Origin of the sequence: Saccharospirillum salsuginis (genome assembly GCF_014651855.1) — a bacterium.
Lineage (GTDB): Bacteria > Pseudomonadota > Gammaproteobacteria > Pseudomonadales > Natronospirillaceae > Saccharospirillum > Saccharospirillum salsuginis.
This window is the reverse complement of record NZ_BMXR01000002.1, coordinates 467023-488670: the sequence shown is the minus strand read 5'-3', so window position 1 is coordinate 488670 and position 21648 is coordinate 467023. Positions and strand designations below refer to the sequence as shown.

Annotated in this window: 17 protein-coding genes; 9 read left to right on the top strand and 8 right to left on the bottom strand. The window is 61.0% G+C overall.

All coding sequences use genetic code 11. From position 1 onward, the window contains the following. The first annotated feature begins 43 nt into the window (after positions 1–43). Positions 44–1069 (top strand): small ribosomal subunit biogenesis GTPase RsgA, encoded by a 1026-nt coding sequence (rsgA, locus tag IE111_RS05310; protein ID WP_189607455.1) that lies wholly within the window; start codon positions 44–46, stop codon positions 1067–1069. Between the two features lie 10 nt (positions 1070–1079). After that, positions 1080–1583, top strand: coding sequence for a DUF7931 domain-containing protein (locus IE111_RS05305; protein ID WP_189607454.1), 504 nt, complete (start codon positions 1080–1082; stop codon positions 1581–1583). 4 nt (positions 1584–1587) lie between these two features. Here IE111_RS05305 and IE111_RS05300 read toward each other — a convergent pair whose 3' ends face one another. The 4 genes from IE111_RS05300 to IE111_RS05285 all read right to left on the bottom strand — a co-directional run bounded on the left by IE111_RS05300 (position 1588) and on the right by IE111_RS05285 (position 7584). Further along, positions 1588–3291 carry a S1 family peptidase gene (locus tag IE111_RS05300; protein WP_189607453.1) on the bottom strand — a complete coding sequence of 568 codons (1704 nt, stop codon included), beginning with the start codon at positions 3289–3291 and terminating at the stop codon, positions 1588–1590. A gap of 216 nt (positions 3292–3507) precedes the next feature. Then, on the bottom strand, positions 3508–4131 hold the full coding sequence (locus IE111_RS05295; RefSeq protein WP_189607452.1) for a peroxiredoxin: 624 nt from the start codon (positions 4129–4131) through the stop codon (positions 3508–3510). Between the two features lie 247 nt (positions 4132–4378). Continuing rightward, the gene (locus tag IE111_RS05290; protein WP_189607451.1) at positions 4379–6859 is read right to left on the bottom strand and encodes an ABC transporter permease; all 2481 of its coding nucleotides are present in this window, start codon (positions 6857–6859) and stop codon (positions 4379–4381) included. Next, positions 6856–7584 (bottom strand): ABC transporter ATP-binding protein, encoded by a 729-nt coding sequence (locus IE111_RS05285; RefSeq protein ID WP_229805234.1) that lies wholly within the window; start codon positions 7582–7584, stop codon positions 6856–6858. Before IE111_RS05285 ends, IE111_RS05290 begins: the two co-directional genes overlap by 4 nt. Between IE111_RS05285 and IE111_RS05280 the strand changes: the two genes are divergently transcribed. After that, entirely contained in the window at positions 7583–8215 is a 633-nt protein-coding gene (locus tag IE111_RS05280) for an arylesterase (RefSeq protein ID WP_189607450.1), read from the top strand. The two genes, IE111_RS05285 and IE111_RS05280, sit on opposite strands and share 2 nt — an antisense overlap. A 180-nt stretch (positions 8216–8395) precedes the next feature. Here the strand turns inward: IE111_RS05280 and folK are convergent, their stop codons facing one another. Genes folK through tsaD form a run of 3 tightly spaced genes read right to left on the bottom strand, consistent with a single transcriptional unit; the run spans position 8396 to position 10293 of the window. Next, positions 8396–8914, bottom strand: coding sequence for a 2-amino-4-hydroxy-6-hydroxymethyldihydropteridine diphosphokinase (folK, locus tag IE111_RS05275; RefSeq protein WP_189607449.1), 519 nt, complete (start codon positions 8912–8914; stop codon positions 8396–8398). Between the two features lies 1 nt (position 8915). Continuing rightward, positions 8916–9269 carry a dihydroneopterin aldolase gene (gene folB, locus IE111_RS05270; protein ID WP_189607448.1) on the bottom strand — a complete coding sequence of 118 codons (354 nt, stop codon included), beginning with the start codon at positions 9267–9269 and terminating at the stop codon, positions 8916–8918. After that, positions 9262–10293, bottom strand: coding sequence for a tRNA (adenosine(37)-N6)-threonylcarbamoyltransferase complex transferase subunit TsaD (gene tsaD, locus IE111_RS05265; protein WP_189607447.1), 1032 nt, complete (start codon positions 10291–10293; stop codon positions 9262–9264). The genes folB and tsaD overlap by 8 nt, the downstream gene beginning before the upstream one ends. Positions 10294–11212: 919 nt before the next feature. On the opposite strand from tsaD, the gene rpsU reads away from it, so the two are divergent. The 5 genes from rpsU to IE111_RS05240 all read left to right on the top strand — a co-directional run bounded on the left by rpsU (position 11213) and on the right by IE111_RS05240 (position 18102). After that, on the top strand, positions 11213–11428 hold the full coding sequence (gene rpsU / locus IE111_RS05260) for a 30S ribosomal protein S21 (RefSeq protein ID WP_189607446.1): 216 nt from the start codon (positions 11213–11215) through the stop codon (positions 11426–11428). A gap of 37 nt (positions 11429–11465) precedes the next feature. Continuing rightward, positions 11466–11912 carry a GatB/YqeY domain-containing protein gene (locus IE111_RS05255; RefSeq protein ID WP_189607445.1) on the top strand — a complete coding sequence of 149 codons (447 nt, stop codon included), beginning with the start codon at positions 11466–11468 and terminating at the stop codon, positions 11910–11912. Between the two features lie 124 nt (positions 11913–12036). Next, on the top strand, positions 12037–13941 hold the full coding sequence (gene dnaG / locus IE111_RS05250; protein ID WP_189607444.1) for a DNA primase: 1905 nt from the start codon (positions 12037–12039) through the stop codon (positions 13939–13941). Between the two features lie 201 nt (positions 13942–14142). Beyond that, positions 14143–15987: an RNA polymerase sigma factor RpoD gene (rpoD, locus tag IE111_RS05245; RefSeq protein ID WP_189607443.1), complete on the top strand. Its 1845-nt coding sequence runs from the start codon at positions 14143–14145 to the stop codon at positions 15985–15987. A 186-nt stretch (positions 15988–16173) separates the two neighbouring features. Next, positions 16174–18102: a methyl-accepting chemotaxis protein gene (locus IE111_RS05240; protein WP_189607442.1), complete on the top strand. Its 1929-nt coding sequence runs from the start codon at positions 16174–16176 to the stop codon at positions 18100–18102. Between the two features lie 205 nt (positions 18103–18307). Here the strand turns inward: IE111_RS05240 and metE are convergent, their stop codons facing one another. After that, positions 18308–20599, bottom strand: coding sequence for a 5-methyltetrahydropteroyltriglutamate--homocysteine S-methyltransferase (metE, locus tag IE111_RS05235; protein ID WP_189607441.1), 2292 nt, complete (start codon positions 20597–20599; stop codon positions 18308–18310). Between the two features lie 101 nt (positions 20600–20700). Between metE and IE111_RS05230 the strand changes: the two genes are divergently transcribed. Further along, a complete protein-coding gene (locus tag IE111_RS05230) occupies positions 20701–21642 on the top strand; it encodes a LysR family transcriptional regulator (RefSeq protein WP_189607440.1) in 942 nt (313 codons plus the stop codon). Positions 21643–21648 lie beyond the last annotated feature (6 nt).

The window sequence follows — 21648 nt, the reverse complement described above, 5'->3', positions numbered from 1 at the left end:
TATGCGGGTTAGAATAGCCGCCACAGTATATCCACGTCGATTCATGAGCAAACGTAACCTGAACCGCCGCCAGCGGCACCGCATTCAAAAAGTCCAGGAAGAACGTCTGGAACGCGCCCGCAAGAAAGACCAGGCCATCGATGCCCAGGCCGAGGAAGGCGAACTGGGCGAGCCGCAACCGGGGTTGATCGTCGCGCATTTCGGCGTCACCACCGATGTGGAAACCCAAGACGGCCGCGTCACACGGTGTCACAAGCGCAGCAACCTGCCCGCCCTGGTGACCGGGGACCGGGTCATCTGGCAGGAGGATTCCCAGGGCAGCGGCGTCATTGTCGCCTGCGAGGATCGCACCAGCCTGCTCAGCCGGCCGGACGTGCGCGGTCAGTTACGCCCCGTGGCGGCGAACATCGACCGCATCATCATCGTCTGCGCGCCGGCGCCACGCACCCCGGTCAACCTGATCGACCGCTACCTGGTCGCCGCCGCTCACCACGGCATACGCCCCATTCTGGTCCTGAACAAATCCGACTGCCTGGAACAGGCACCGGACATGGCGCGTGAAATGGAGGAATACCGGGATCTCGGCTACGAAGTCCACACCCTCTCCGCCCAGACCGAGGCCGGTATGGCCGAGATCCGCACCCTGTTGGCCGCAGGCAACTCCGTGTTCGTCGGCCAGTCCGGTGTCGGTAAGTCCTCGATCATCGCCGCCCTGCTGCCGGAGGAAGAGATCCGCGTCGCGTCCATCTCAGAGTCGACCGGCAAGGGCCGCCACACCACCACCACGGCCAGGTTGTACCATATCCCCGGCGGCGGCAACCTGATCGACAGCCCCGGCATTCGCGAATTCGGTCTCTGGCATATCGAGCCGGAAGACCTGTTCCAGGCCTTTCCGGAGCTGTCCAACTTGTCCGGTCACTGCAAATTCCGTGATTGCTCGCACGAAAACGAACCGGGCTGCGCGGTGCGTGATGCGGTTGAATCCGGTAGGATATTGGAAAGACGTTATCGCAGTTTCCTGGCGATCCGGGACTCCCTGGATGAAGTCGCGATGCGGGAACTGCTCTAAAGGAGCTTCCATGACCGAATCGAGCGAGACCGGTGTCATCCGCCTGGACAACACCGACGGCTTTGTTCAGCACACCGTCGAGTTGATCAACCAGAGCATTCGCAAGGTAACGGTACTGACCACCGACCTGGAACCGGAGTGGCTCGGGGCTGAACCGGTGGTCGAGGCACTGCGGCAATTCGCCATTAAAAACCGCCGCAGCCAGGTCCGAATCCTGACGACCGACCCGACGCCCGCCGTTCGTTCGAATCACCCCTGGCTGGAACTGATTCGACGTCTGTCTCGCGTGGAAGCCCGGGTGATCAAATCCGAGATCCTGGACAGCGAACCTCTGAAAGGCACCTTCGTAATCAGCGACTTGAGTGGCATCGTCTACCACGCCACCGACAGCGGCGCCTGGCAGGGCTTCGCCCATTATGACGACCGCGCCACCGTGCGCCAGCAACTCGATGTCTTCGAGCAATACTGGCGCTACAGTGAAGAGTCGCCCGAATTCAGAAAGTTGGTTCTCTAGGTTTTTAGCGGGTTCCGGACTCACCCGGAATTCCCGGGCCGGACGTCCGGTTCGAGTACCGGACCGGGTTCTGGATCCGCCAGACTGTCTCCCCTTCCGGCAGCGGCATCATGAAACGCACCAGATGCGGTGCCATTCGGCACATATCCCGTTGTGTACGCCGCACCTCGATCTCTTCGCCTTTTACCCGGAGGTAGACATGGTCTTCCTCGGTACACCCGGTGGACACCACGGAAAATTCCAGTCCCTGTTCACTGATCGACGGATTGAACACGACCTCGGGCGCATCCGGCTTGAAAGGGTTGGAGGAACAGGCGGTCAAGCCGACAGCAACTAGAATTGCGAGAGGGAACCGGGTGCGAACGGAATTTCGGAAGACCACCAAAGGACTCAACAGAAACAGAAACCAGGGCCCCAAACTGCCGCCCGAGGATCCAAATCGATTGGAACTTTCTTTAAGAACCTCGGCAAAGAGTGCAATTTCCAGTGGTACGCCATTCGCTTCGAATGTAAACCGAGAATCGTAATTGCCCACTGTGGTGAAATTGGCTTTGATCGCGACGTCGCAACTTTGATCGTCCGATAACGTTACACCCCCGCACTGATCCAGAACGACGCTGTAACCACTGATGCTCGGGAAACTGAAGTTATCCAGAGTGACGCTGGATCCACTTCGATTTTCGAACGTCCAGGTCAGTGTTTTGACCAGACTTTCGGTCGAAGAGCCGAAATTGAGTGTCAGCGGGAAACTGTAGTCACTGGCAACCGCGTTAACCCAGGCTTTTAACGCGAAGACATCCGAATACACACCGTTGAACTTCGCACACTGACCGCCCCAACTGACTATACCGACCAAGGTGTTTCCGTCCAATAAAGGGCCGCCACTGTCGCCCTGACAAGAGTCCTCTCCCAGTGAGGGGCTGGTGGAATTGGGTTGGCCCGCGCACAGCATATTGTCGGTGTTGAAATTACCGCCATAGTCGTTGATACAAGCCTGATCGGACTTGGCCGGAATACTCACTTCCAATAGATCGGCACTGGGAATGTATTCCGATGTTGTAACTGTATTGCCATGCCCGATCACAGTGACTTCCTGGCCTCCCGAAACCAACGTCGGAAAGACATCGGTTGCGGGCAGATCGGCGGCAGTGGCCGTTCCAGGCGCCGAAACCTTGATGATGGCAATGTCGTTGTCGAACGTCCCTGACCGATAATTGGGATGGATGAGGATACTGGATGAGGTAACGTCGAGCGTTACTTGTTCGGTGCCGTTGTAGGCCAAATAATCGGTGAAATGATAGCCGGAGACATCGTCATCGGGGCTGTCCCGACGGATGCAGGTTTGGTTGGTTGTGTTGTCGGAGCAGTATTCATATTGCATTTCGTCCGAGTGATTACCAAACAGCAATGCAATAGTACTTCCGGCGCCGATTTTATCAACACAATGGGCCGCCGTCACAACAAGGTTGTCGCCGATATAGGTACCACCACAGAACGGATTCCAGTGATCACGATCCCCGCCACCACCGGGCCAGCTCCAATATGACATCAAAGCGACGAAATGGGGATAGGCGTTGAGGTCCGTGACTTTGTCGCCACCGATAATCCTCGGCTCGGGCCGCTCATACGCCAGGGTTGCAGACGCCAGTGTTCCCAGCCCAAGAACCACCAGACACCCTTTAACCCACATTGAAAGCCCACTCTTCACGATACATCCTCCTTAAACCGATGCCCGAAGCCTAATTCAAAGCACCGTTCCAGGCCAGAAGCGGCGCCGGAAATAAGACGTACGTCTCAGTCTAGAAGATCGTCAGCCCATGCACTGTTCGGTTTCCGTCTTATTTGTGTTTAACAACCCCAAAACGCAAAAAACCCGGCCAACATTGACCAGGTTCTTTGTGCTTACGGCGTTTGACTGCTGATGTTACAGCTTGTCGGAGTTGCTGCCCAGGTATTCGGCTACGCCATCAGGGGTGTTAACCATGCCGGCGTCGCCTTTCTGCCAGCCAGCCGGGCACACGTGGCCGTTTTCTTCGAAGAACTGCAGCGCTTCGACGACGCGAACCAGTTCGTCGATGTTGCGGCCTATCGGCTCGTCGTTCATGTGCTGGGCACGGACAACGCCCTGCTTGTCGATGACGAAAGAGGCACGGAACGCCACACCGGCCGGGTAGTAGCTGTCGCCACCTTCGGACTCGACACCGAACGACTTGCAGATGTCGTGGTTCATGTCGCCGACCATGGTGTATTTGACCGGGCCGATTCCACCTTCGTTAACCGGGGTGTTGCGCCAGGCGTTGTGGGTGAAGTGGGAATCGACGGAAACGGCGATCACTTCGACACCCAGTTCCTTCAGCTTGTCGACGCGCTTGTCCAGAGCGATCAGCTCGGACGGGCAGACGAAGGTGAAGTCCAGCGGGTAAAAGAATACCAGTGCATACTTGCCCTTGATGCTTTCGGCCAGGCTGTAGCTGTCTACGATCTGACCATCGCCCAGTACGGCCGGGGCGGTGAAGTCGGGGGCTTTACGTCCAAGAAGTACGCTCATCTAATCGCTCCATTCTCACAGTGGATGGGTGTTACGACGGTTTTTAAGGATGCCGGGGCAAGCCGACTTAGAACGGGTCAGTTTACGGGCCGACGCCCGGGAATTCACGCCATAGCTGCCTATGAATTCGATAGCCAGCAGCTATTATGGCCTTAAAACTAATCAAAGCCTTTTACGTTGATGTGACAAGATGGGGGTCGGATCAACCCCCTTCAAGGGTGAGCATTGACCGGCGTGTGAACGCCGGTCAGACGGTACGCAACACAGCCATGGGCGGCACCCGGATCACCCGGCGGGTCGAGACCACGCCGATCGCGCCGATAACAACCCCGCCCAGCACCGGGCCACCCAGCCATAGCAGCCAATGCGGTGTCCAGGCCAATTCCAGCATCTCGGTCTGGAAATAGGCCAGCGCGGCCTCGGCGCCGATGGCCCCGAGAAACCCGGCCAGCGCCCCCAGGGCCGCGAACTCGATCCAGAGCCCGCCACGCACCAGGCCGGCCCGGGCACCCAGAGTCCGCAGAATGGCGCTTTCGACCAGACGGACGTCCAGGGTCGCCTGCACACTGGCGAGCAGAACGATGAACCCGGCCACCAACACCAGCCCCAAGATGAATTCTACCGCCAGAGTCACCTGGCCGACGATGTCCTGAATCTGGTTGATGATCGCATCCACCTCGATCAGCGTCACGGTCGGGTACTGCCGCAACAGCTGTGACAACAGTGGCTTTTGGTCCTCGGCCAGGTAGAAACTGGTCAGGTAGGACGCCCCGGCCCCGTCCAGTATTGGCCGGCTGAAAATGATGTAGAAGTTCGGCGCCATGCTGTCCCACTGGACACTGCGAATGCTTTTCACCTCGGCTTCGACATCCTGCCCACCGATGGTGAACGCCAGAGTATCGCCGATCTCGATAGCCAGCTCCCGGGCGAAGCGTTCCTCGACCGAGACCAGGGTGCGTTCGTCGTCACCGCTCTCCCACCACTGGCCTTCGACGATGGCGTTATCCTCGGCCAGTTGATCGGACCAGGTCAGGTTCAGTTCACGACGGAAGTCGTCGCCGTCCGGGTTCAGCCGCTCCAGTCGTTCGGACATGGCTTCGCCATCCACTTCGACCAGGCGGCCGCGAATCATCGGATAGAAAGGTTCGCGATCGACATTGTTCTCATCCAGGAAGGCCTCGAACCCGCGCCGTTCGTCCTCGAAGATATTGAAGGCGAAGTGATTGGGCGCGCCCTCGGGCAATTGTTGCTGCCACTCGCTGATCAGCGACGACCGCAACAACGTCAGAATGAACAACAGCATAAGGGCGATGGCAAACACCATGATCTGGAAGGCATTCTGGCGACTGTGCCGTTGCAGGTTGGCCAACCCCAGACGCCAGGTCGTACCCAGGCGGCTGCCATAGCGGCGAATCACCCAGATGAGCACGGCCGCCATCACCGACACGCCCAGTATCGTGACCAGGCCGCCGCCCAGCAGCGCCCCGGTCAACCAGACATCCCCGCTGTACAGCCACACCAGGCCGATCACGGCGACCGCCCCCAGGCCAAGCATCACGCCCTGACTGAGCGTGCCGCCCTCCAGTTCGGAGCGCAGCACCTTGGACGGTGGTGTCTCACGCAGCACCCAGACCGGCGGAAAGGCAAAGGCCATGAGGCAAACCAGGCCGGTGAGCAGCCCGATCCAGACCGGTTCCCAACCCGGTGCTTCCAGTTCACGCGGTAATAGATCCCCCGCCAGCTCCAGGAACGCCCAGTGCAGGAACCAGCCCAGCAGCAGGCCGGCGGCGACCACCAGAATGCCCAGCAGGACCAGATTGCCGGCGTAGAGGCGGGAGATCCGCCGGGGTGTCAGGCCCAGTGTCTTCAACAGGGCGACATGGCTCAACTGGCGCGAGGCATAACGGCGCGAGGCCAGCGCCAGGGCCACGCCGGCCAGCATGACGCCCAGCGAGCCGGCGAGCAGCAGGAAGCTCTCGGCCCGGTCCAGCGCCGAGGTGATGTTCTCGTTGGCATCGCGCACGTCCACCCAGCGGTGCCGGGAGCCCATCAGGTCCTCCACCTCGGGCCGGAAGGCTTCGACGTCGCCGGCCAGCAGCAACCGATAGCCCACCCGGCTGCCGACCTGCACCGCGCCGGTCTTGTCGACATCGGCTGTATTGATCAACACCCTCGGTCCCACACCGAAGAAGGAGCCGGCATTGTCGGGTTCGGAAATCAACGCGGCACCGACCCGGAACTCCGCTTCGCCAACGGCGATGGTGTCGCCGACCTCGATGCCCAAAGACGGGAACAACCGGGACGTCACCCAGGCTTCGCCGGGTGCGGGCGCTTCGGTCACCGCCCGGGCCTCGCCGAACGGTTCGTCGGCGATCTTGACCTCGCCTTTCAGCGGGTAAGCATTGGAAACCGCTTTGAGCGAACTCAGTTGCATGGCGTTGTCCGCGCCGAACGCCATGGCCTGGAAGGTCACCATATCGGCGGTTCGCAGCCCGAAATCCTCGGCCTGTTGACGCAGCTCGTCGCTGACCGTCTCCCGGTTGCGAGCGCGAATCTGGGCGTCCGCCGCGAGCAGGGTCCCGGCTTCGTCCTCGATGGAGTTGCGGATCCGGTCGGCGAACAGGCCAATGCTGGTGACCGTGGTCACGGCCACCAGCAGGGCCGCAATCAGGATGTTCAGTTCACCACCGCGCCAATCGCGCCACAGCAGCTTGAGCGACAGATTCATACGCGAACCTGCTCGGCGGTGGAGTGAGCCGTCTTCGCGGGCGGCACTTCGGTCAACTGCCCGTCTTCCATTTCCAGTTGTCGCTGGCAACGGCTGGCCAGCTTGGTGTCGTGAGTCACCAGAACCAGGGTCGTCTGGCGTTCCTGATTCAGTTCGAACAATAAATCGGCGATCTTCTCGCCGGTGCGGGTGTCGAGGTTACCGGTCGGTTCATCGGCAAACAGGATCGGCGCCTCGCTGGCAAAGGCCCGCGCCACGGCTACACGCTGCTGTTCGCCCCCACTCAATTGCATCGGGTAATGGGTCTCGCGCCCATCCAGACCGACTCGCCGCAACCATTCCATGGCACGCTCTTGCGGCCGATCCACGGATTTGACCTCCAGCGGCAGCATGACGTTTTCCAACGCGGTCAGGCTGGGCAGGAGCTGAAAATTCTGGAACACGAAACCGACCAATTCGCCGCGCAGCAAGGCCCGCTGCTCTTCGTCCAGCGCGGTGATTTCCCGGCCACCGAGCCAGACCGACCCGCCGCTGGGGCGATCCAGTCCGGCGAGCATGCCCAGCAGAGTCGACTTTCCGGAGCCCGACACCCCGACGATGGCGACGGATTCGCCTTTGTGTATGGCCAGGTCGATCCCCTTGAGGATCGCCAACGTACCTTCACGACTGGCCACTTCCTGTTTAAGCTCTCGGGTCTCTATCATGATGTTGGACGAATCTGTCATGCGAATCACTTCTCTGTTCAGCTCGGGTTGTCGGGTCGCCGCCCTGATGGCGACACTGCTCTGGGCGAGCCTCGCCCAGGCGCAAACCCTTCTGGTGTTGGGCGACAGCCTCAGCGCCGGCTACGGCATGTCGCCGGAGTCGACCTGGGTCCATCTACTGGATGAAAAACTGGGGGATGATCACACCGTCATCAACGCCAGCATCAGCGGCGAAACCTCACGCGGGGGCCTCGAACGCCTGCCCGGCTTGCTGGAGGAGTTCGCCCCTTCGGTCGTGGTGCTCGAACTGGGCGCCAACGATGGCCTGCGGGGCTATCCCATCCAGCGGACGACGAACAACCTGAGCGAGATGATCGAACTGTCCCAGCAGGCCGGCGCCAACGTCATCCTCCTGGGAATACGGCTGCCGCCCAATTTCGGTTCTCGTTACACCGAACCCTTTTTCAACCAATATGCCCACCTGGCGGAGGAATACGATGTGCTGTATCTGCCCTTCCTGCTGGAAGGCGTCGCCCAGTATCAGGACTTGATGCAGGACGACGGCCTGCACCCCACCGCCGAGGCTCAACCGGTTATTCGGGATAATGTATGGCCCCTGGTGCGGAAAGCCCTGGGTGATTCGTCATCTTGACGGAAAGATTACAGTCACGGTTTGGTGCCAGAACCCGCACCGGCTACCGGGTAGACCTATTCGGGGTCGCCGTGAACCCATCCATGGGGGCTTGACGGCCGCCGTCCGGGCGGCCGACATCCCCGAATAGGTCTACCCGGCATCCGGAGCTAGCCAGCGGTTACCGCCAGAATTTGCGTATTACAGAGCCCGGTTGTGCCAACGGAAATCGACGCGCCAGAGCTTCTGTTTGTCTTTGGGATAGGCCGCCCAGAGTTGGGCGTAGGTGAAATCCGACCCCGGTAATCGGGTATCGGGCAAGAGGTCGGCCATAGGTTTGAGGACGAAGGCGTTTTTCGCCGTTTCTTCTCGTGGCAGTTCAATGCCTTCAACCGTGCCGACGGCGTCTCCGTAGGTCAGCACATCGATGTCCAGTGTCCGGGGGCTGAATTTCGGACCCTGGCGATTGCGGCCGTGATCGTCTTCGATGCGTTTGAGCACGGCGTTGATGTCGCCAAGGGGGCGCTCGGTGTGGATCACCACAACCGAATTGAGAAAATTGCTACCGTCGAAGCCGACGGATTCGCTCTCATAGACCGGCGAACACCACAGCTCGCCGAACGCCTCCGCCAGGGCGTCGAGCGCGCCGGTGAGATTGCGGTAACGGTTGATGTTGCTGCCCAGGCTCAGCGCGACCGGAGTCGCTTGGTTTTGGCTCACGTCAAAAAGTCCGTCTGATGTGGATTCCGACACCGCCACAGTCTGCCACAGCGCCGCGTTTGTTGATGCGCAGATCGATGTCGCGCACCCCGCAGAATTCGTAAATCAGAACGCACAGCCGCTCGCCGAAGGTCTCGATCAGTTCGAACGACTGTTCGGCCGCCCAATCGCGGATGTGGCGGCTGAGCGCATCGTAATCCAGCGCCTTGGAAAGATCGTCGGTGGTCCCGGCGGGTTTGCAGTCGAACGCCAGCGACAAATCCAGCCAGAGATTCTGACGAATGGAGCGCTCCCAGTCGTAGGCACCGATCACCGTTTCGACCTTCAACTCCTGCAAAAACACCCGATCAGTCATGCACGGCCTCCAGCGAATCCAGCGGCCAGCGCGCCCGTACTTCAATACCCAGATCCGACCGCTGGCCGGCCAGCAGCCGCTGGCAACCGGCGTATGCGATCATGGCGCCATTGTCGGTGCAGAATTCCAGTCGCGGGTAAAACAGCTTGCAGTGCCGCTCCTCGGCCATCGCGGCCAGTTTTTCGCGCAAACGCCGGTTGGCGCTGACGCCCCCGGCGATAACCAGAGCCCGGTGTCCGGTTTCCTTCAGCGCCCGGCGACACTTGATCACCATGGTATCGATCACGGCTTCCTGAAAGCCGCAGGCGATGTCGGCCATCACTTCCTCCGGTACCGTCTCGTCCACGGCGTGTTCGGCGACTTTCAGCCGCACCGCCGTTTTCAGGCCGGAAAAACTGAAATCCATACCCGGGCGGTCGACCATGGGACGCGGGAACTCGAACACGCCCGGCTTACCCTGATCCGCGAGCTTGCTGAGCATCGGTCCGCCGGGGTAAGGCAATCCCATCATCTTGGCGGTCTTGTCGAAGGCTTCCCCGGCGGCATCGTCCAGGCTTTCGCCGAGAATCCGGTATTGGCCGACGCCCTGCACATCCACCAGCATGGTATGACCACCGCTGACCAACAGGGCCACAAAGGGAAAGCGCGGCGGCCGGTCTTCCAGCATCGGCGCCAGCAGGTGCCCTTCCATATGGTGTACACCCAGAGCCGGCACGTCCCAGGTCCACGCCAGAGAGCGCGCGACCGAGGCGCCGACCATCAGGGCGCCGATCAACCCGGGGCCGGCGGTATACACCACGCCATCGACCTCGCCGAATGGCACTTCGGCCATGTCGAACACCTTGCGAATCAGCGGCACCAACTTACGCACATGGTCGCGCGAGGCCAGTTCCGGCACCACACCGCCGAATTCGGCGTGCATGGCCACTTGGCTGAATAAGGTATGCGCCAACAAACCCCGTTCGGAGTCATACAGCGCCACACCGGTTTCATCGCAGGACGTTTCAATTCCCAGAACGCGCATTCACATCTCGGCCGGTCATAAAGAGTGGGGCGGGAGTTTAATCATTGGCTGGTTCCAAGGCCAGTTTGAATCTGTGGCTTTCGTGGAGTTGGGTGCCTGGTTTTACCGTTGCCAAGGCCCAATACGGAGGCTATGGCCCGCACCCGCTGCCGGGGGTATCCCAGCCAGGGTCGCCGTGTACCCGTCCATGGGGGCTTGGCGGCCGCATCCCTGCGGCCGACATCCCTGGCTGGGACACCCCCGGCATCGGGCGCTTGAGGTGGTGCCACTGCTCCTTCCGGATCCTGTAGGTCCGTTGTCCGGGGCCATGGATTAGCTTTTAGGGTTTCAATGTATCCTGTCGCGCACTGCGTGCGCGACTTATCAAAACCGGGCTCAGAACCAACTGTGGCACAAATTCCGTAGGTCGGATTAGCCGAAGGCGTAATCCGACGATTGTGGCCTGGGCATGATATCGTGCCACCGGCGCATTGTTGGATTACGGCAATCGCCTAATCCAACCTACTTTCGAGGGTGGGCGGTGCCCTCTCTACCGAACGTTCGCGCACGGCGTGCGCTCCTACGGGACAGGGGTCTGTCGAATACGCAGGCACAACACACCAGCCCCAGGGGGCCGGGTTAGGCACTCCAGGGGAGTGGGCGGCATGGATGCCGCCGTCTAGCCTACATGGAGGTATTCACGGCGACCCAGGAGGGCCTTACCCGGTCTCCTGAGGCGGGTTCCTGGCGAGTACTAATCCCTGCCGGTAGCATACCCAGCCTCCAAACAAACCACTGGCACAAACAAGCAAAGCCACCAAGCTTTACACCCCCACCCCAAAACAGTAAAATTGCGCGCCTCAAAAATACGGGTAGGGCTTGACCGAGAGGTGGCCCAACCCCATTTGAGCTGTCAAACCCACAATCAAAGGTCTGTTTAATGCCTAGCGTAAAAGTAAGAGAAAACGAGCCGTTCGACGTTGCTCTGCGTCGTTTCAAGCGTTCCTGCGAAAAAGCCGGTGTCCTGTCCGAAGTTCGCCGTCGCGAGCACTACGAGAAGCCGACCTGGGTCCGCAAGCGCAAGGCTGCCGCTGCTGTTAAGCGTCACGCCAAGAAGCTGCAGCGCGAAAACAAGCGCATGCTGCGTCTCTACTAAGAACGACCGAACTCTTAACTACGTGGGTTGACCAGACATGTCTGAGCTCAAGCAAGCGATTACCGAAGCCATGAAAAACGCCATGCGGGCCAAAGAAAAGGCCCGCCTGGGGACCATTCGGATGATCCTTGCCGAGCTCAAGCGTGTCGAAGTCGACGAACGCATCGAACTCGATGACGCCCGCATCCTGGCGATCCTCGATAAAATGAACAAACAGCGTCGCGATTCCATCGAACAGTATGAATCGGCCGGACGCGAAGACTTGGCCGCAATCGAGCGAGAAGAAATGGAGGTGATTGCCACTTTTCTCCCCGCGGCTCTCTCGGATGACGAAATCAATGCCCTGGTGGACGACGCCATCGCCAAGAGCGGCGCCAGCGGCATGCAGGACATGGGTAAAGTCATGGGCCTGCTGAAACCCCAGTTGCAGGGCCGGGCCGACATGGGCGCGGTCAGCAAGACGGTCAAAGCCCGGCTGGGCTGATCACCACGCCGGTCAGGCGCTACAAGCCGTATTACCGGCGGGACCGTCGCAACGACTGTCCATTTCCAGATTCTCCGTGATGCCGCTATGCTGAGCGGTCGCGACACCTTCGGTTGAGGAACTCATGGCCGGTCTGATCCCAAACGATTTCATCGATGATCTGCTCGAACGGACAGACATTGTCGAGATCATTGGTCATCGTGTTCCGCTGAAGAAAAAGGGCAAGGACCACTGGGCCTGCTGTCCCTTCCACAACGAAAAATCCCCTTCTTTCTCCGTCAATTCCACCAAGCAGTTCTATTACTGCTTCGGTTGCGGCGCCTCGGGCACGGCGTTGAAGTTCCTGCAGGAATACGAGCGCCTGAGCTTCCCCGAGGCGGTGGAGGAATTGGCCAGGGCCGCCGGGGTCGAAGTACCCCGTGAAGAACAGAGCCCGGCCCAGAAGGAAAAACAGCGCCGGCGGCGCACCCTGTACGATCTGATGGACAGCTGCACGGACTACTTCGGACACCAGCTCTACAACCACCCGAGCGCGCCCGAAGCCCAGCAGTATGTGCTCGGCCGGGGGTTGAGCGAGGAGATCGTTCAGCGGTATCGCATCGGCTACGCCCCCTCCGGCTGGCAGAATCTGATCCAGCATTTCGCCAGCGCCGATCAGGGCCGGGAGCAATTACTGGCCACCGGCATGATCATCCGCAACGACAACGGCCGTGAATACGACCGCTTCCGGCATCGGTTGATGTTCCCGATCCGGGACATTCGCGGCCGCACCATTGCGTTTGGCGGGCGGGTTTTAACACCGGACGACAAGCCCAAGTACCTGAACAGCCCGGAAACGCCGATCTTTCACAAGGGTCATGAGCTCTACGGCCTGTACGAGGCGCGTCAGGCGCTGCGCAATTTCGACAACATCATCATTGTCGAGGGCTACATGGACGTGGTCGCCCTGGCCCAGCACGGCGTCAAGAACGCGGTGGCGACCCTGGGCACGGCCACCAGTCGCACCCATGTCCAGCGATTGTTCAAGCTGACGCCGGAAATCGTCTTCTGTTTCGATGGGGACGAAGCCGGGCGTCGGGCGGCTCTGCGGGCGCTGGAAAACACGCTGTCGGAAATCCGGGACGGGCAGCAGGCGCGCTTCCTGTTCCTGCCCGAAGGCGAGGATCCGGATACCCTGGTGCGCAAGGAGGGCTTCGAGGCTTTCATGCGCCGTGTCCGTCAGGCCCAGAGCCTGCCGGATTTCCTGTTTCAGCATCTGCAGACCCAGGCCGATGTCTCCACGCTGGACGGGAAGGCTCGGCTGGCCAGTGTAGCCCGGGGCTGGATCGACCAGGTGCCCGAGGGGGTACTCCACCAATTGCTGCTGCAGCAGTTGTCGAACCTTGTCGGTCTGCCGGTCGATCAAATCCTGAAGAGCTATGAACCGGTCAAGCCGGCCCTACCGGAGCAACGACGCGATTCCGGCTCGCAGCCGCCGGACTTTCCGCCCGACGAGGCCATGCCCGCCTACGCGGACCCCGGTTACGGGGCCTACGAGGACCCGGATGGCTACGAAGCGCCGGTTCGCCGCAAGGGCCTCGGGGTTCAGTTTTCGATCGTGCATCGCTGCCTGGCCTGGTTGATCCGTTACCCGGAACTGGCCCGGGAGCTGGATCTCGAACGATTGACACAGGTTCCGGAGCAGGAAGGCAAGCCGCTGCTGACCCAGGTGGTCAAGCTGCTCCAGGAGGCGCCACGGGCGGATGTGTACCACGCCTTTGACTACCTCTGCCAACACGGTTTGCGCGCCACACTGGCGCCCATCGCCGCCTCGGACTATCTTTGGCTGGAAGAACACGCCCATGGGGAGACCGACCCCGTGACTTTGGCCCGCACGGAACTTGAAAAACTGATTGGCGCCCTTACCAAGAGGGCTCCCGATGCCGAGTACGAATCCTTGAAGCAACGCATCATCTTCGACCGCGATCCTTCCGTCACGAAGGAAGAAAAGCAGCGCTTCCTAGAGCTGCAGAAGAAACGCAAGTTATGACGCACCCGGGTGTCCCACCAACGACTGACTTCGGCCAGGGCGGGACCTGCGTATCGTCACCGGATGAGGCGTGCTTACCGAGCGCCCATCCCGGCCTAACACCGATCCAAGCTGGTTAAAAATTGGCTAACTCGTTGATATACGGTAAACTAAGCGGCTATTTGCCTCCGCCTGATCCACCACTGAACTGACAGGGTTTCTATGGCTGAAAAATCTCAGCAACAGTCACGCCTCAAAGAATTGATCGCCCGCGGTAAAGAGCAGGGCTATCTGACGTATGCCGAAGTGAATGACCACCTGCCCGAGGAGATCAACTCGCCGGACCAGGTTGAAGACATCATCGCGATGATCAATGACATCGGTATTAACGTATTCGAAACCGCGCCGGACGCCGAGCAACTGCTCATGGCCGAGGAAAGCGGCACCGAGGACGAAGACGCTACCGAAGAAGCCGCCGCGGCACTGGCCGCGGTGGAAACCGATACCGGCCGCACCACGGACCCGGTACGGATGTACATGCGGGAAATGGGCACCGTCGAGCTGCTCACCCGTGAGGGCGAGATCGTCATCGCCAAACGCATCGAGGAAGGCACCCGTGAAGTCATGCAGGCCATGGCTTACTACCCGGGTGTGATCGAGGACATCCTGGCTTCCTACGAGACCATCACCTCCTCCGAGGAAGGCGGTCGCCTGTCCGACATCCTGACCAGTTTTCAGGACCCGGACCAGGCCGACCCGGCACCGGCGGCGGACTCGCCGGACGCCATTGTCGAGGAAAAGGTCGCCGACGATTCCAACAAGGACGACGACGATGACGACGATGAATCGTCCGATGGCGGTCCCGATCCGGAACTGGCGCGCGAACGCTTCACGCTGCTGGCCAACCAACTGGCCCATGCCAAGAAAGTCATCGAGGAAAAAGGCCGCTACAGCCAGGAGGCGAACGACGCCCTGAACGCCATGGGTCAGACGTTCTGCTGCTTCAAGCTGGCACCGCGCCAATTCGATGAATCGCTGGACATGATCAAGGCCACGGTCGACAACATCCGTGCCCAGGAACGCAACCTGCTGAAGATCTGCGTGCGTCAGTTGAAGATGCCGCGCAAGGAATTCATCAAGATGTTCGTCGGCCACGAAACCGAGGAAGAGTGGCTGAACAACCTGATCGAAGACAGCCGGTATTCCGACGAAGCCTTCAAATACGAAGTCGAGTTGCGTCGCGCCCAGCGCAAACTGCGCAATGTCCAGAAGACCACCGGCATTACGCTGGCGGAAATCAAGGACATTCACCGCCGCATCTCCATCGGCGAGGCGCGTGCCCGTCGTGCCAAGAAGGAAATGGTCGAGGCCAACCTGCGTCTGGTGATCTCCATCGCCAAAAAGTACACCAACCGTGGCCTGCAGTTCCTCGACCTGATTCAGGAAGGCAACATCGGCCTGATGAAGGCGGTCGACAAGTTCGAATACCGTCGCGGCTACAAGTTCTCGACCTACGCCACCTGGTGGATTCGCCAGGCCATCACCCGCTCCATCGCGGACCAGGCGCGCACCATCCGGATTCCGGTGCACATGATCGAGACGATCAACAAGCTGAACCGCATTTCCCGGCAGATGCTGCAGGAAATGGGTCGCGAGCCGACGCCGGAAGAACTGGCCGAACGCATGGACATGCCGGAAGACAAGATCCGCAAGGTGTTGAAGATCTCCAAGGAGCCGATCTCCCTGGAAACGCCGATCGGCGACGACGAAGACAGCTCGCTGGGCGACTTCATCGAAGACAACACCATGGAAATGCCGATCGATGTGGCCACCGTTACCGGTTTGCGCGAAGCCACCCGCGAGGTGCTGGCCGGGCTGACCGCGCGCGAAGCCAAGGTGCTGCGCATGCGCTTCGGCATCGACATGAACACCGACCACACCCTCGAGGAAGTCGGCAAGCAGTTCGACGTGACCCGCGAGCGGATCCGTCAGATCGAAGCCAAGGCGTTGCGTAAGCTGCGCCACCCCACCCGCAGCGACCACCTGCGCGGCTTCATCGACGAGTAAACGCTCGGATCGATCCAGAAAACCGGCCCCAGGGCCGGTTTTTTATGGCTCCTACAAACACTCCTCCCTAAAGCTTCCAGCTCTCTTTCCGATACAATCCTTACCACCCGGTCAAAACAACAACAAACGGCAAGCCGACCGGAGCTGGTCTACCCTGAACAACGCCCTTGCTGTCGGAGTCTGACCGTGAACAACCTCACCATTGCCCAGAAATTGATGCTGTGCATCGGTTTGACCCTGGTGGTCATCGTCGGTGGCACCGCCATCGTCCAGTATCGACTGTTCGGGAATCTGATCACCGATCGGGTGACGCAGTCGGAGCTGCCGGCGACGCTGGACAGCATTCGCAACGACATCAACGCCACCCTGACCGGCCCGGTCACCACCGCCAGGGGCATCGCCACCAACCCCTATCTCAAGAGCTGGCTGGCGGACGGCGAACCCGACAGCGGGCTGCAGGACGCGGTCGCCTACTTCAAAGCCATCCAGCAACAGACCGGCGCCAACACCGTCTTCTATGTGTCCGAACAAAGCGGCAATTACTACGGTACCGGCGGCGTGGAGCGCACCGTGGAGCGCGGGGTCGACACCTGGTTCTACAATCTGGTCGACGAAAGCAACCGGGTGCCGTTCCGTCTGGACCTCGATACCGAGGGCGGCCAGCTCAAGGTCTTCATCAACTACATCATCGAACTGAACGGCGAACGGGTCGGTGTGGCCGGGGTCGGGTATACGCTGGCCGAGATGGCCGACACCATTCGCAATTATCAACTGGGCGAGAGCGGCATCCTCTTTTTAACCTCGACCGAGGGTCAGGTTACCGTCCACCCCGATGGCGAGGCGGTGGCCGGAGAAACGGTCGCCAACTTACCCGGCCTTCGCGAGGTGGCGTCCGAGCTACTCGATGGCGAAGGCTATCGTTCGACCACCACGACCGGCGCGGACGGCGTCGAGTACTTGGTCGCCGCCACCGAAATACCGTTGGTAAACTGGGTCGCCTTCGCGCAGATCCCCCGCGCCGAGCTGTTCGCGGACCTGCGCGGTGCCTTCAGTGCCATCGCCCTCGGTGTGGTCCTGATCATTGTCGCCAGCTTGGTGCTGATTGGTGTGCTGCTGCGCACATTGCTCAAACCCATTCGCCGCACAGCCGATACCATGCGAGACATCGCCCAGGGCGAAGGCGACCTGACCCAGCGGCTGCCGGTTCACGGGCGGGACGAGATGAGCTACCTCGCCAGCCAGTTCAACGCCTTCGTCGAGAAAGTGCAAAACGCCATCCGACGCGTGGGCGAGTCCACCGAACAACTGGCCACCTCGGCTGAGGAACTGACCCGGGTGGCTTCGGAAACGCGCGGCGGTGTGCAGAAACAGTCGATGGAAACGGACCAGATCGCCTCCGCCATCAATGAAATGACCGCCACGGTTCAGGAAATGTCACGCAACGGCAGCGAAGTCGAGGCCGCCGCCTCGGAAGCCGACAAGCATGCCCAGGAAGGCAGCCGGGTGGTGCAGACCACGATCGATTCGATGCGCGATCTGGCGCGGGAAATCGAGGACACCGGCAACGCGGTTAACGACCTGGCCGAACGCAGCAAGTCGATTGAAACGGTGCTCGACGTCATTCACGACGTCACCGAGCAGACCAACCTGCTGGCGCTGAATGCCGCCATCGAGGCCGCACGGGCCGGCGAGCACGGACGGGGGTTCGCAGTGGTTGCCGAGGAAGTACGGGCGTTGGCGCAACGCTCCAGCGACTCGGCCGAACAGATCCGCACCATGATCGACGAACTGGTCGACGGCACCCGCAGCTCGGTGGAGCGCATGAACCGCAGCCGGGAACGCTCCGATTCCACCATGAGCCAGGCCGGCGAAGCCGGCGAGGCGTTGCACACCATTCAGGAAGCCGTTGGCCGCATTCACGACCAGGTCACCCAGATCGCCACGGCCGCCGAACAACAGGGTCAGGTGGCGCAGGAAATCAACCGCAACGTCACCGGCATCGTCGAGATCTCCGCGCACAGTAGCGAGAGCATGGAACAGACCGAGGTCGCCAGCGCCGAACTGGCGCGCTTGGGCGAGCAATTGCGGGAGATGGTGTCCCAGTTCAAGGTGTAATCGGTCACTGTAGGAGCGCAGGCCCCTGCGCGACAGTTCCGTAGCGTAGGTTGGATCGGCCAGCGCTCCGGTGGCCGAAGGCGTAATCCAACAGGTTCATCTTTGGAACGGTCTGCTTCACGGGCACGGTTTGGATGTTGGATTACGCGCTCACGCGCTACCGGAGCGCCGGCCGATCCAACCTACCGACTGCACTCCTACAGGATCACGCTGTGGCTTCCACCCGCTGCCGCATAACCTTCGCCGCCGACACCATCGCTTCCAGCGCCGGTTTCACCTCCTCCCAGCGACGGGTCTTCAGCCCGCAATCCGGGTTCACCCACAGCCGCTCGGCCGGAATCACCCGCCGGGCTTTCTCCAGCAAATCGATGATCTGCTCGACGTTCGGTGTGTTCGGCGAATGAATGTCGTAGACGCCCGGACCGATGTCGTTCGGGTATTCGAAGCGCTGGAAGGCCTGCAGCAGGCGCATGTCCGAACGCGAGGTCTCGATGGTGATGACGTCGGCGTCCATGTCGGCGATGGATTCGATGATGTCATTGAACTGCGAATAACACATGTGGGTGTGGATCTGCGTTTCGCTGGCCGCGCCGCTGGCCGCCAGCCGGAAGGCGCCAATGGCCCAGTCCAGATAAGCCGGCCAGTGCCGACGACGCAGCGGTAGCCCTTCGCGCAGAGCCGCCTCGTCGATCTGGATGATGCCGATGCCGGCCGCTTCGAGGTCGAGCACCTCGTCCCGCAGGGCAAGCGCCAGTTGGCGGGCGGTATCCGAACGCGGCTGGTCGTCGCGCACGAAGGACCAGTTCAGAATGGTCACCGGACCGGTCAGCATGCCCTTCATCGGCTTGTCGGTTTGAGCGGCGGCGTATTGCGTCCAACGCACCGTCATCGGCTCGGGCCGGCTGACATCGCCGAACAGGACCGGCGGTTTCACGCAGCGCGATCCGTAGGACTGCACCCAGCCGAAGCGGGTGAATGCAAAGCCGTCCAGTTGCTCGCCGAAATACTCGACCATATCGTTACGTTCGGCTTCACCGTGGACCAGAACGTCCAGGCCCAATGCTTCCTGGGCCGCCACGGTGGCCTGAATCTCGGCTTCGATGCGGCGTTCGTAATCGGCGGCATCGAGCCGACCCTGGCGATAGTCCCGACGCACCTGACGGATATCCCGGGTCTGCGGGAAGGAACCAATGGTGGTGGTCGGGAAACGGGGCAGATTGAGACGCTGTTGTTGCCGGTCACGGCGAACGGCGAAGGGTTCAGCGCGATCCAGGGATAGCCGCTCGCTGTCCTCTATCCGACGGCGGACCTCCGGGTGGCGCAGTCGCGGCGACCGCAATCGGCTGGCCGCTGCCGTGGCGGCGTCCTTCAGCGCCTGGCGAGACGCCTCGTCCAGGTTGTCGTCGAGACCGCGTTTCAGCAGAACAACCTCATCCAGTTTCTGTACCGCGAAGCTCAGCCAGGATCGCAACTCCCCGTCCAGTTCCGTTTCCTGATTCAGGTCGACCGGTACGTGCAACAAGGAACAGGACGGCGCCACCCAGAGGCGGTCCCCCATCTTGGCCTTAATCGGTTCCAGGGTCGCCAGGGCCGCATCCAGATCGGTGCGCCAGATGTTGCGTCCGTTGATCAGGCCGACCGACAGCACCTTGTGCGACGGCAGCCAGTCCGCGACCTGAATCAGCTCATCGGGCGCACTGACCGCATCGATGTGGATACCGGCTACGGGCAATTCGCAGGTCAGGGTGATGTTGTCTTCCAGCGCCCCGAAATAGGTCGCCAGCAGCAGCTTGACCGGCGTCGCCTTGAGCCGGTGGTACGCTTGCTCATAGGCCGATTTCCAGGCTTGCGGCAGGTCCAGCACCAGAGCCGGTTCGTCGATCTGGACCCAGTCGACACCCAGATCGGCCAGGCGATTCAACTGCTCGGCGTAGGCGTCCAGCAAGGGTTCCAGCAGCGTCAGGCGATCGAAATCGCCGACCGGCCGGGCCAGCCACAGCCAGGTAAGCGGGCCGAGCAACACCGGTTTGGGCGTGAAACCGGCCTGTTTCGCCTCGGTGACCTGCTCTTCCAGATCGGTACGGGCCAGCTCGAAGCGCTGATCGGCGGACAGTTCCGGGACCAGATAGTGGTAGTTGGTGTCGAACCACTTGGTCATGGTGCAGGCGGCAGCCGATGGTCCGCTGGGGGCACGGCCCCGGGCCATGCGGAAATAGGTATCGAGATCGACATCGCCGCCGGCCCAGTCGAACCGTTCGGGCACAACGCCGAGTCGGGCGGATGCGTCCAGCACCTGGTCGTAATAGGTGAAGTCGCCGACGGTCACGACGTCCAGACCGGCCTCGGCCTGTTGCTGCCAGTATTTGAGGCGCAGGGTACGCGCCGTCTCTTCAAGCGCCTGCTTTGATGTCTCGCCGTTCCAGTAGGATTCCAGGGCGAACTTCAGTTCGCGGCGGGCGCCGATGCGCGGAAACCCGAGGGTGTGGGCCAATGTCATGTGAATCTCCCTGTGAGTGATGACTTGGCGAAACAGTGTGCGCGCGGCTAGTATTCAATGCTATCTCATGTTTCTCACACTTTTTACAAGCGAAATTCATAATGTTTCTTGAGCGTCGTCATCTGCAAAGTCTTCAGGCCATCCAGGAGGCCGGCAATCTGGCCCGGGCGGCCGAACGCCTGCACATCACCCAGTCCGCCCTCTCCCACCAGATCAAGACACTGGAACACTATTTCGACGTGCCGCTGTTCCTGCGCCACACCAAACCGATTCGGCTGTCACCGGCCGGGCTCAAGCTGGTGCAACTGGCGGGTCAGGTGCTGCCGCGCATGGCCGGGGTCGAGGACGAACTGAGCCGCATGGCGTCCGGTGAGATCGGCCGGCTGTACATTGCCATCGAATGCCACGCCTGCTTCGACTGGCTGATGCCGGTACTGGAACGGTTCAAGGCCGACTGGCCGGCGGTGGAAATCGACATCCGCCTGGGTCTCAGCTTCGATTCGATGACCGCTCTGCGCGCTGGCGAGCTGGACCTGGTGATCTCCTCCGACCCGTTCGAGGCCAGCGACCTGCAGTTCCGCCCGCTGTTCGACTACGAAGGGCGCCTGGTCATGGCGAAGGATCATCCATTGGCTGAACGCGACTTTGTCGACCCCGAGGATCTGCGCGAGGAGTTATTGATCACTTACCCGGTATCCCGCGACCGGCTGGACGTGTTCAAGCATTTTCTGACACCGGCGGGTGTGGAACCCAGGGCGATCCGACAGTCGGAGTTGACTGCGGTGATCCTGCTGTTGGTGGCCAGCGGTCGGGGTCTGTCAGCACTGCCGGACTGGGTGCTGCGCTATTCGCAGCAACCGACGTCGTTGACCTCGCGGCCGTTGGGGGAAAACGGGATGAAAGGGACCTTGTACGCCGCCATACGTAGCGTTGATGAGGCGTCGCCGTATTTGAACGAGTTTGTGGCGTTGGCGGGGGAGTTTGGGCCCGGGGGTGGTGAAGGTGCCCCCGGTTCCAATGTTGGATTACGCCCTTCGGGCTAATCCAAC

Excerpts from the sequence above, each read along its gene's own strand:
- IE111_RS05305 (WP_189607454.1), top strand. The coding sequence starts at position 1,080 with ATGACCGAATCGAGCGAGACCGGTGTCATCCGCCTGGACAACACCGAC.
- folB (WP_189607448.1), bottom strand. The coding sequence starts at position 9,269 with ATGACTGATCGGGTGTTTTTGCAGGAGTTGAAGGTCGAAACGGTGATC.
- dnaG (WP_189607444.1), top strand. The coding sequence starts at position 12,037 with ATGGCCGGTCTGATCCCAAACGATTTCATCGATGATCTGCTCGAACGG.
- IE111_RS05230 (WP_189607440.1), top strand. The coding sequence starts at position 20,701 with ATGTTTCTTGAGCGTCGTCATCTGCAAAGTCTTCAGGCCATCCAGGAG.
- metE (WP_189607441.1), bottom strand. The coding sequence starts at position 20,599 with ATGACATTGGCCCACACCCTCGGGTTTCCGCGCATCGGCGCCCGCCGC.
- rpsU (WP_189607446.1), top strand. The coding sequence starts at position 11,213 with ATGCCTAGCGTAAAAGTAAGAGAAAACGAGCCGTTCGACGTTGCTCTG.
- IE111_RS05285 (WP_229805234.1), bottom strand. The coding sequence starts at position 7,584 with ATGACAGATTCGTCCAACATCATGATAGAGACCCGAGAGCTTAAACAG.
- IE111_RS05290 (WP_189607451.1), bottom strand. The coding sequence starts at position 6,859 with ATGAATCTGTCGCTCAAGCTGCTGTGGCGCGATTGGCGCGGTGGTGAA.
- rpoD (WP_189607443.1), top strand. The coding sequence starts at position 14,143 with ATGGCTGAAAAATCTCAGCAACAGTCACGCCTCAAAGAATTGATCGCC.
- IE111_RS05295 (WP_189607452.1), bottom strand. The coding sequence starts at position 4,131 with ATGAGCGTACTTCTTGGACGTAAAGCCCCCGACTTCACCGCCCCGGCC.
- tsaD (WP_189607447.1), bottom strand. The coding sequence starts at position 10,293 with ATGCGCGTTCTGGGAATTGAAACGTCCTGCGATGAAACCGGTGTGGCG.
- rsgA (WP_189607455.1), top strand. The coding sequence starts at position 44 with ATGAGCAAACGTAACCTGAACCGCCGCCAGCGGCACCGCATTCAAAAA.
- IE111_RS05255 (WP_189607445.1), top strand. The coding sequence starts at position 11,466 with ATGTCTGAGCTCAAGCAAGCGATTACCGAAGCCATGAAAAACGCCATG.
- IE111_RS05280 (WP_189607450.1), top strand. The coding sequence starts at position 7,583 with ATGCGAATCACTTCTCTGTTCAGCTCGGGTTGTCGGGTCGCCGCCCTG.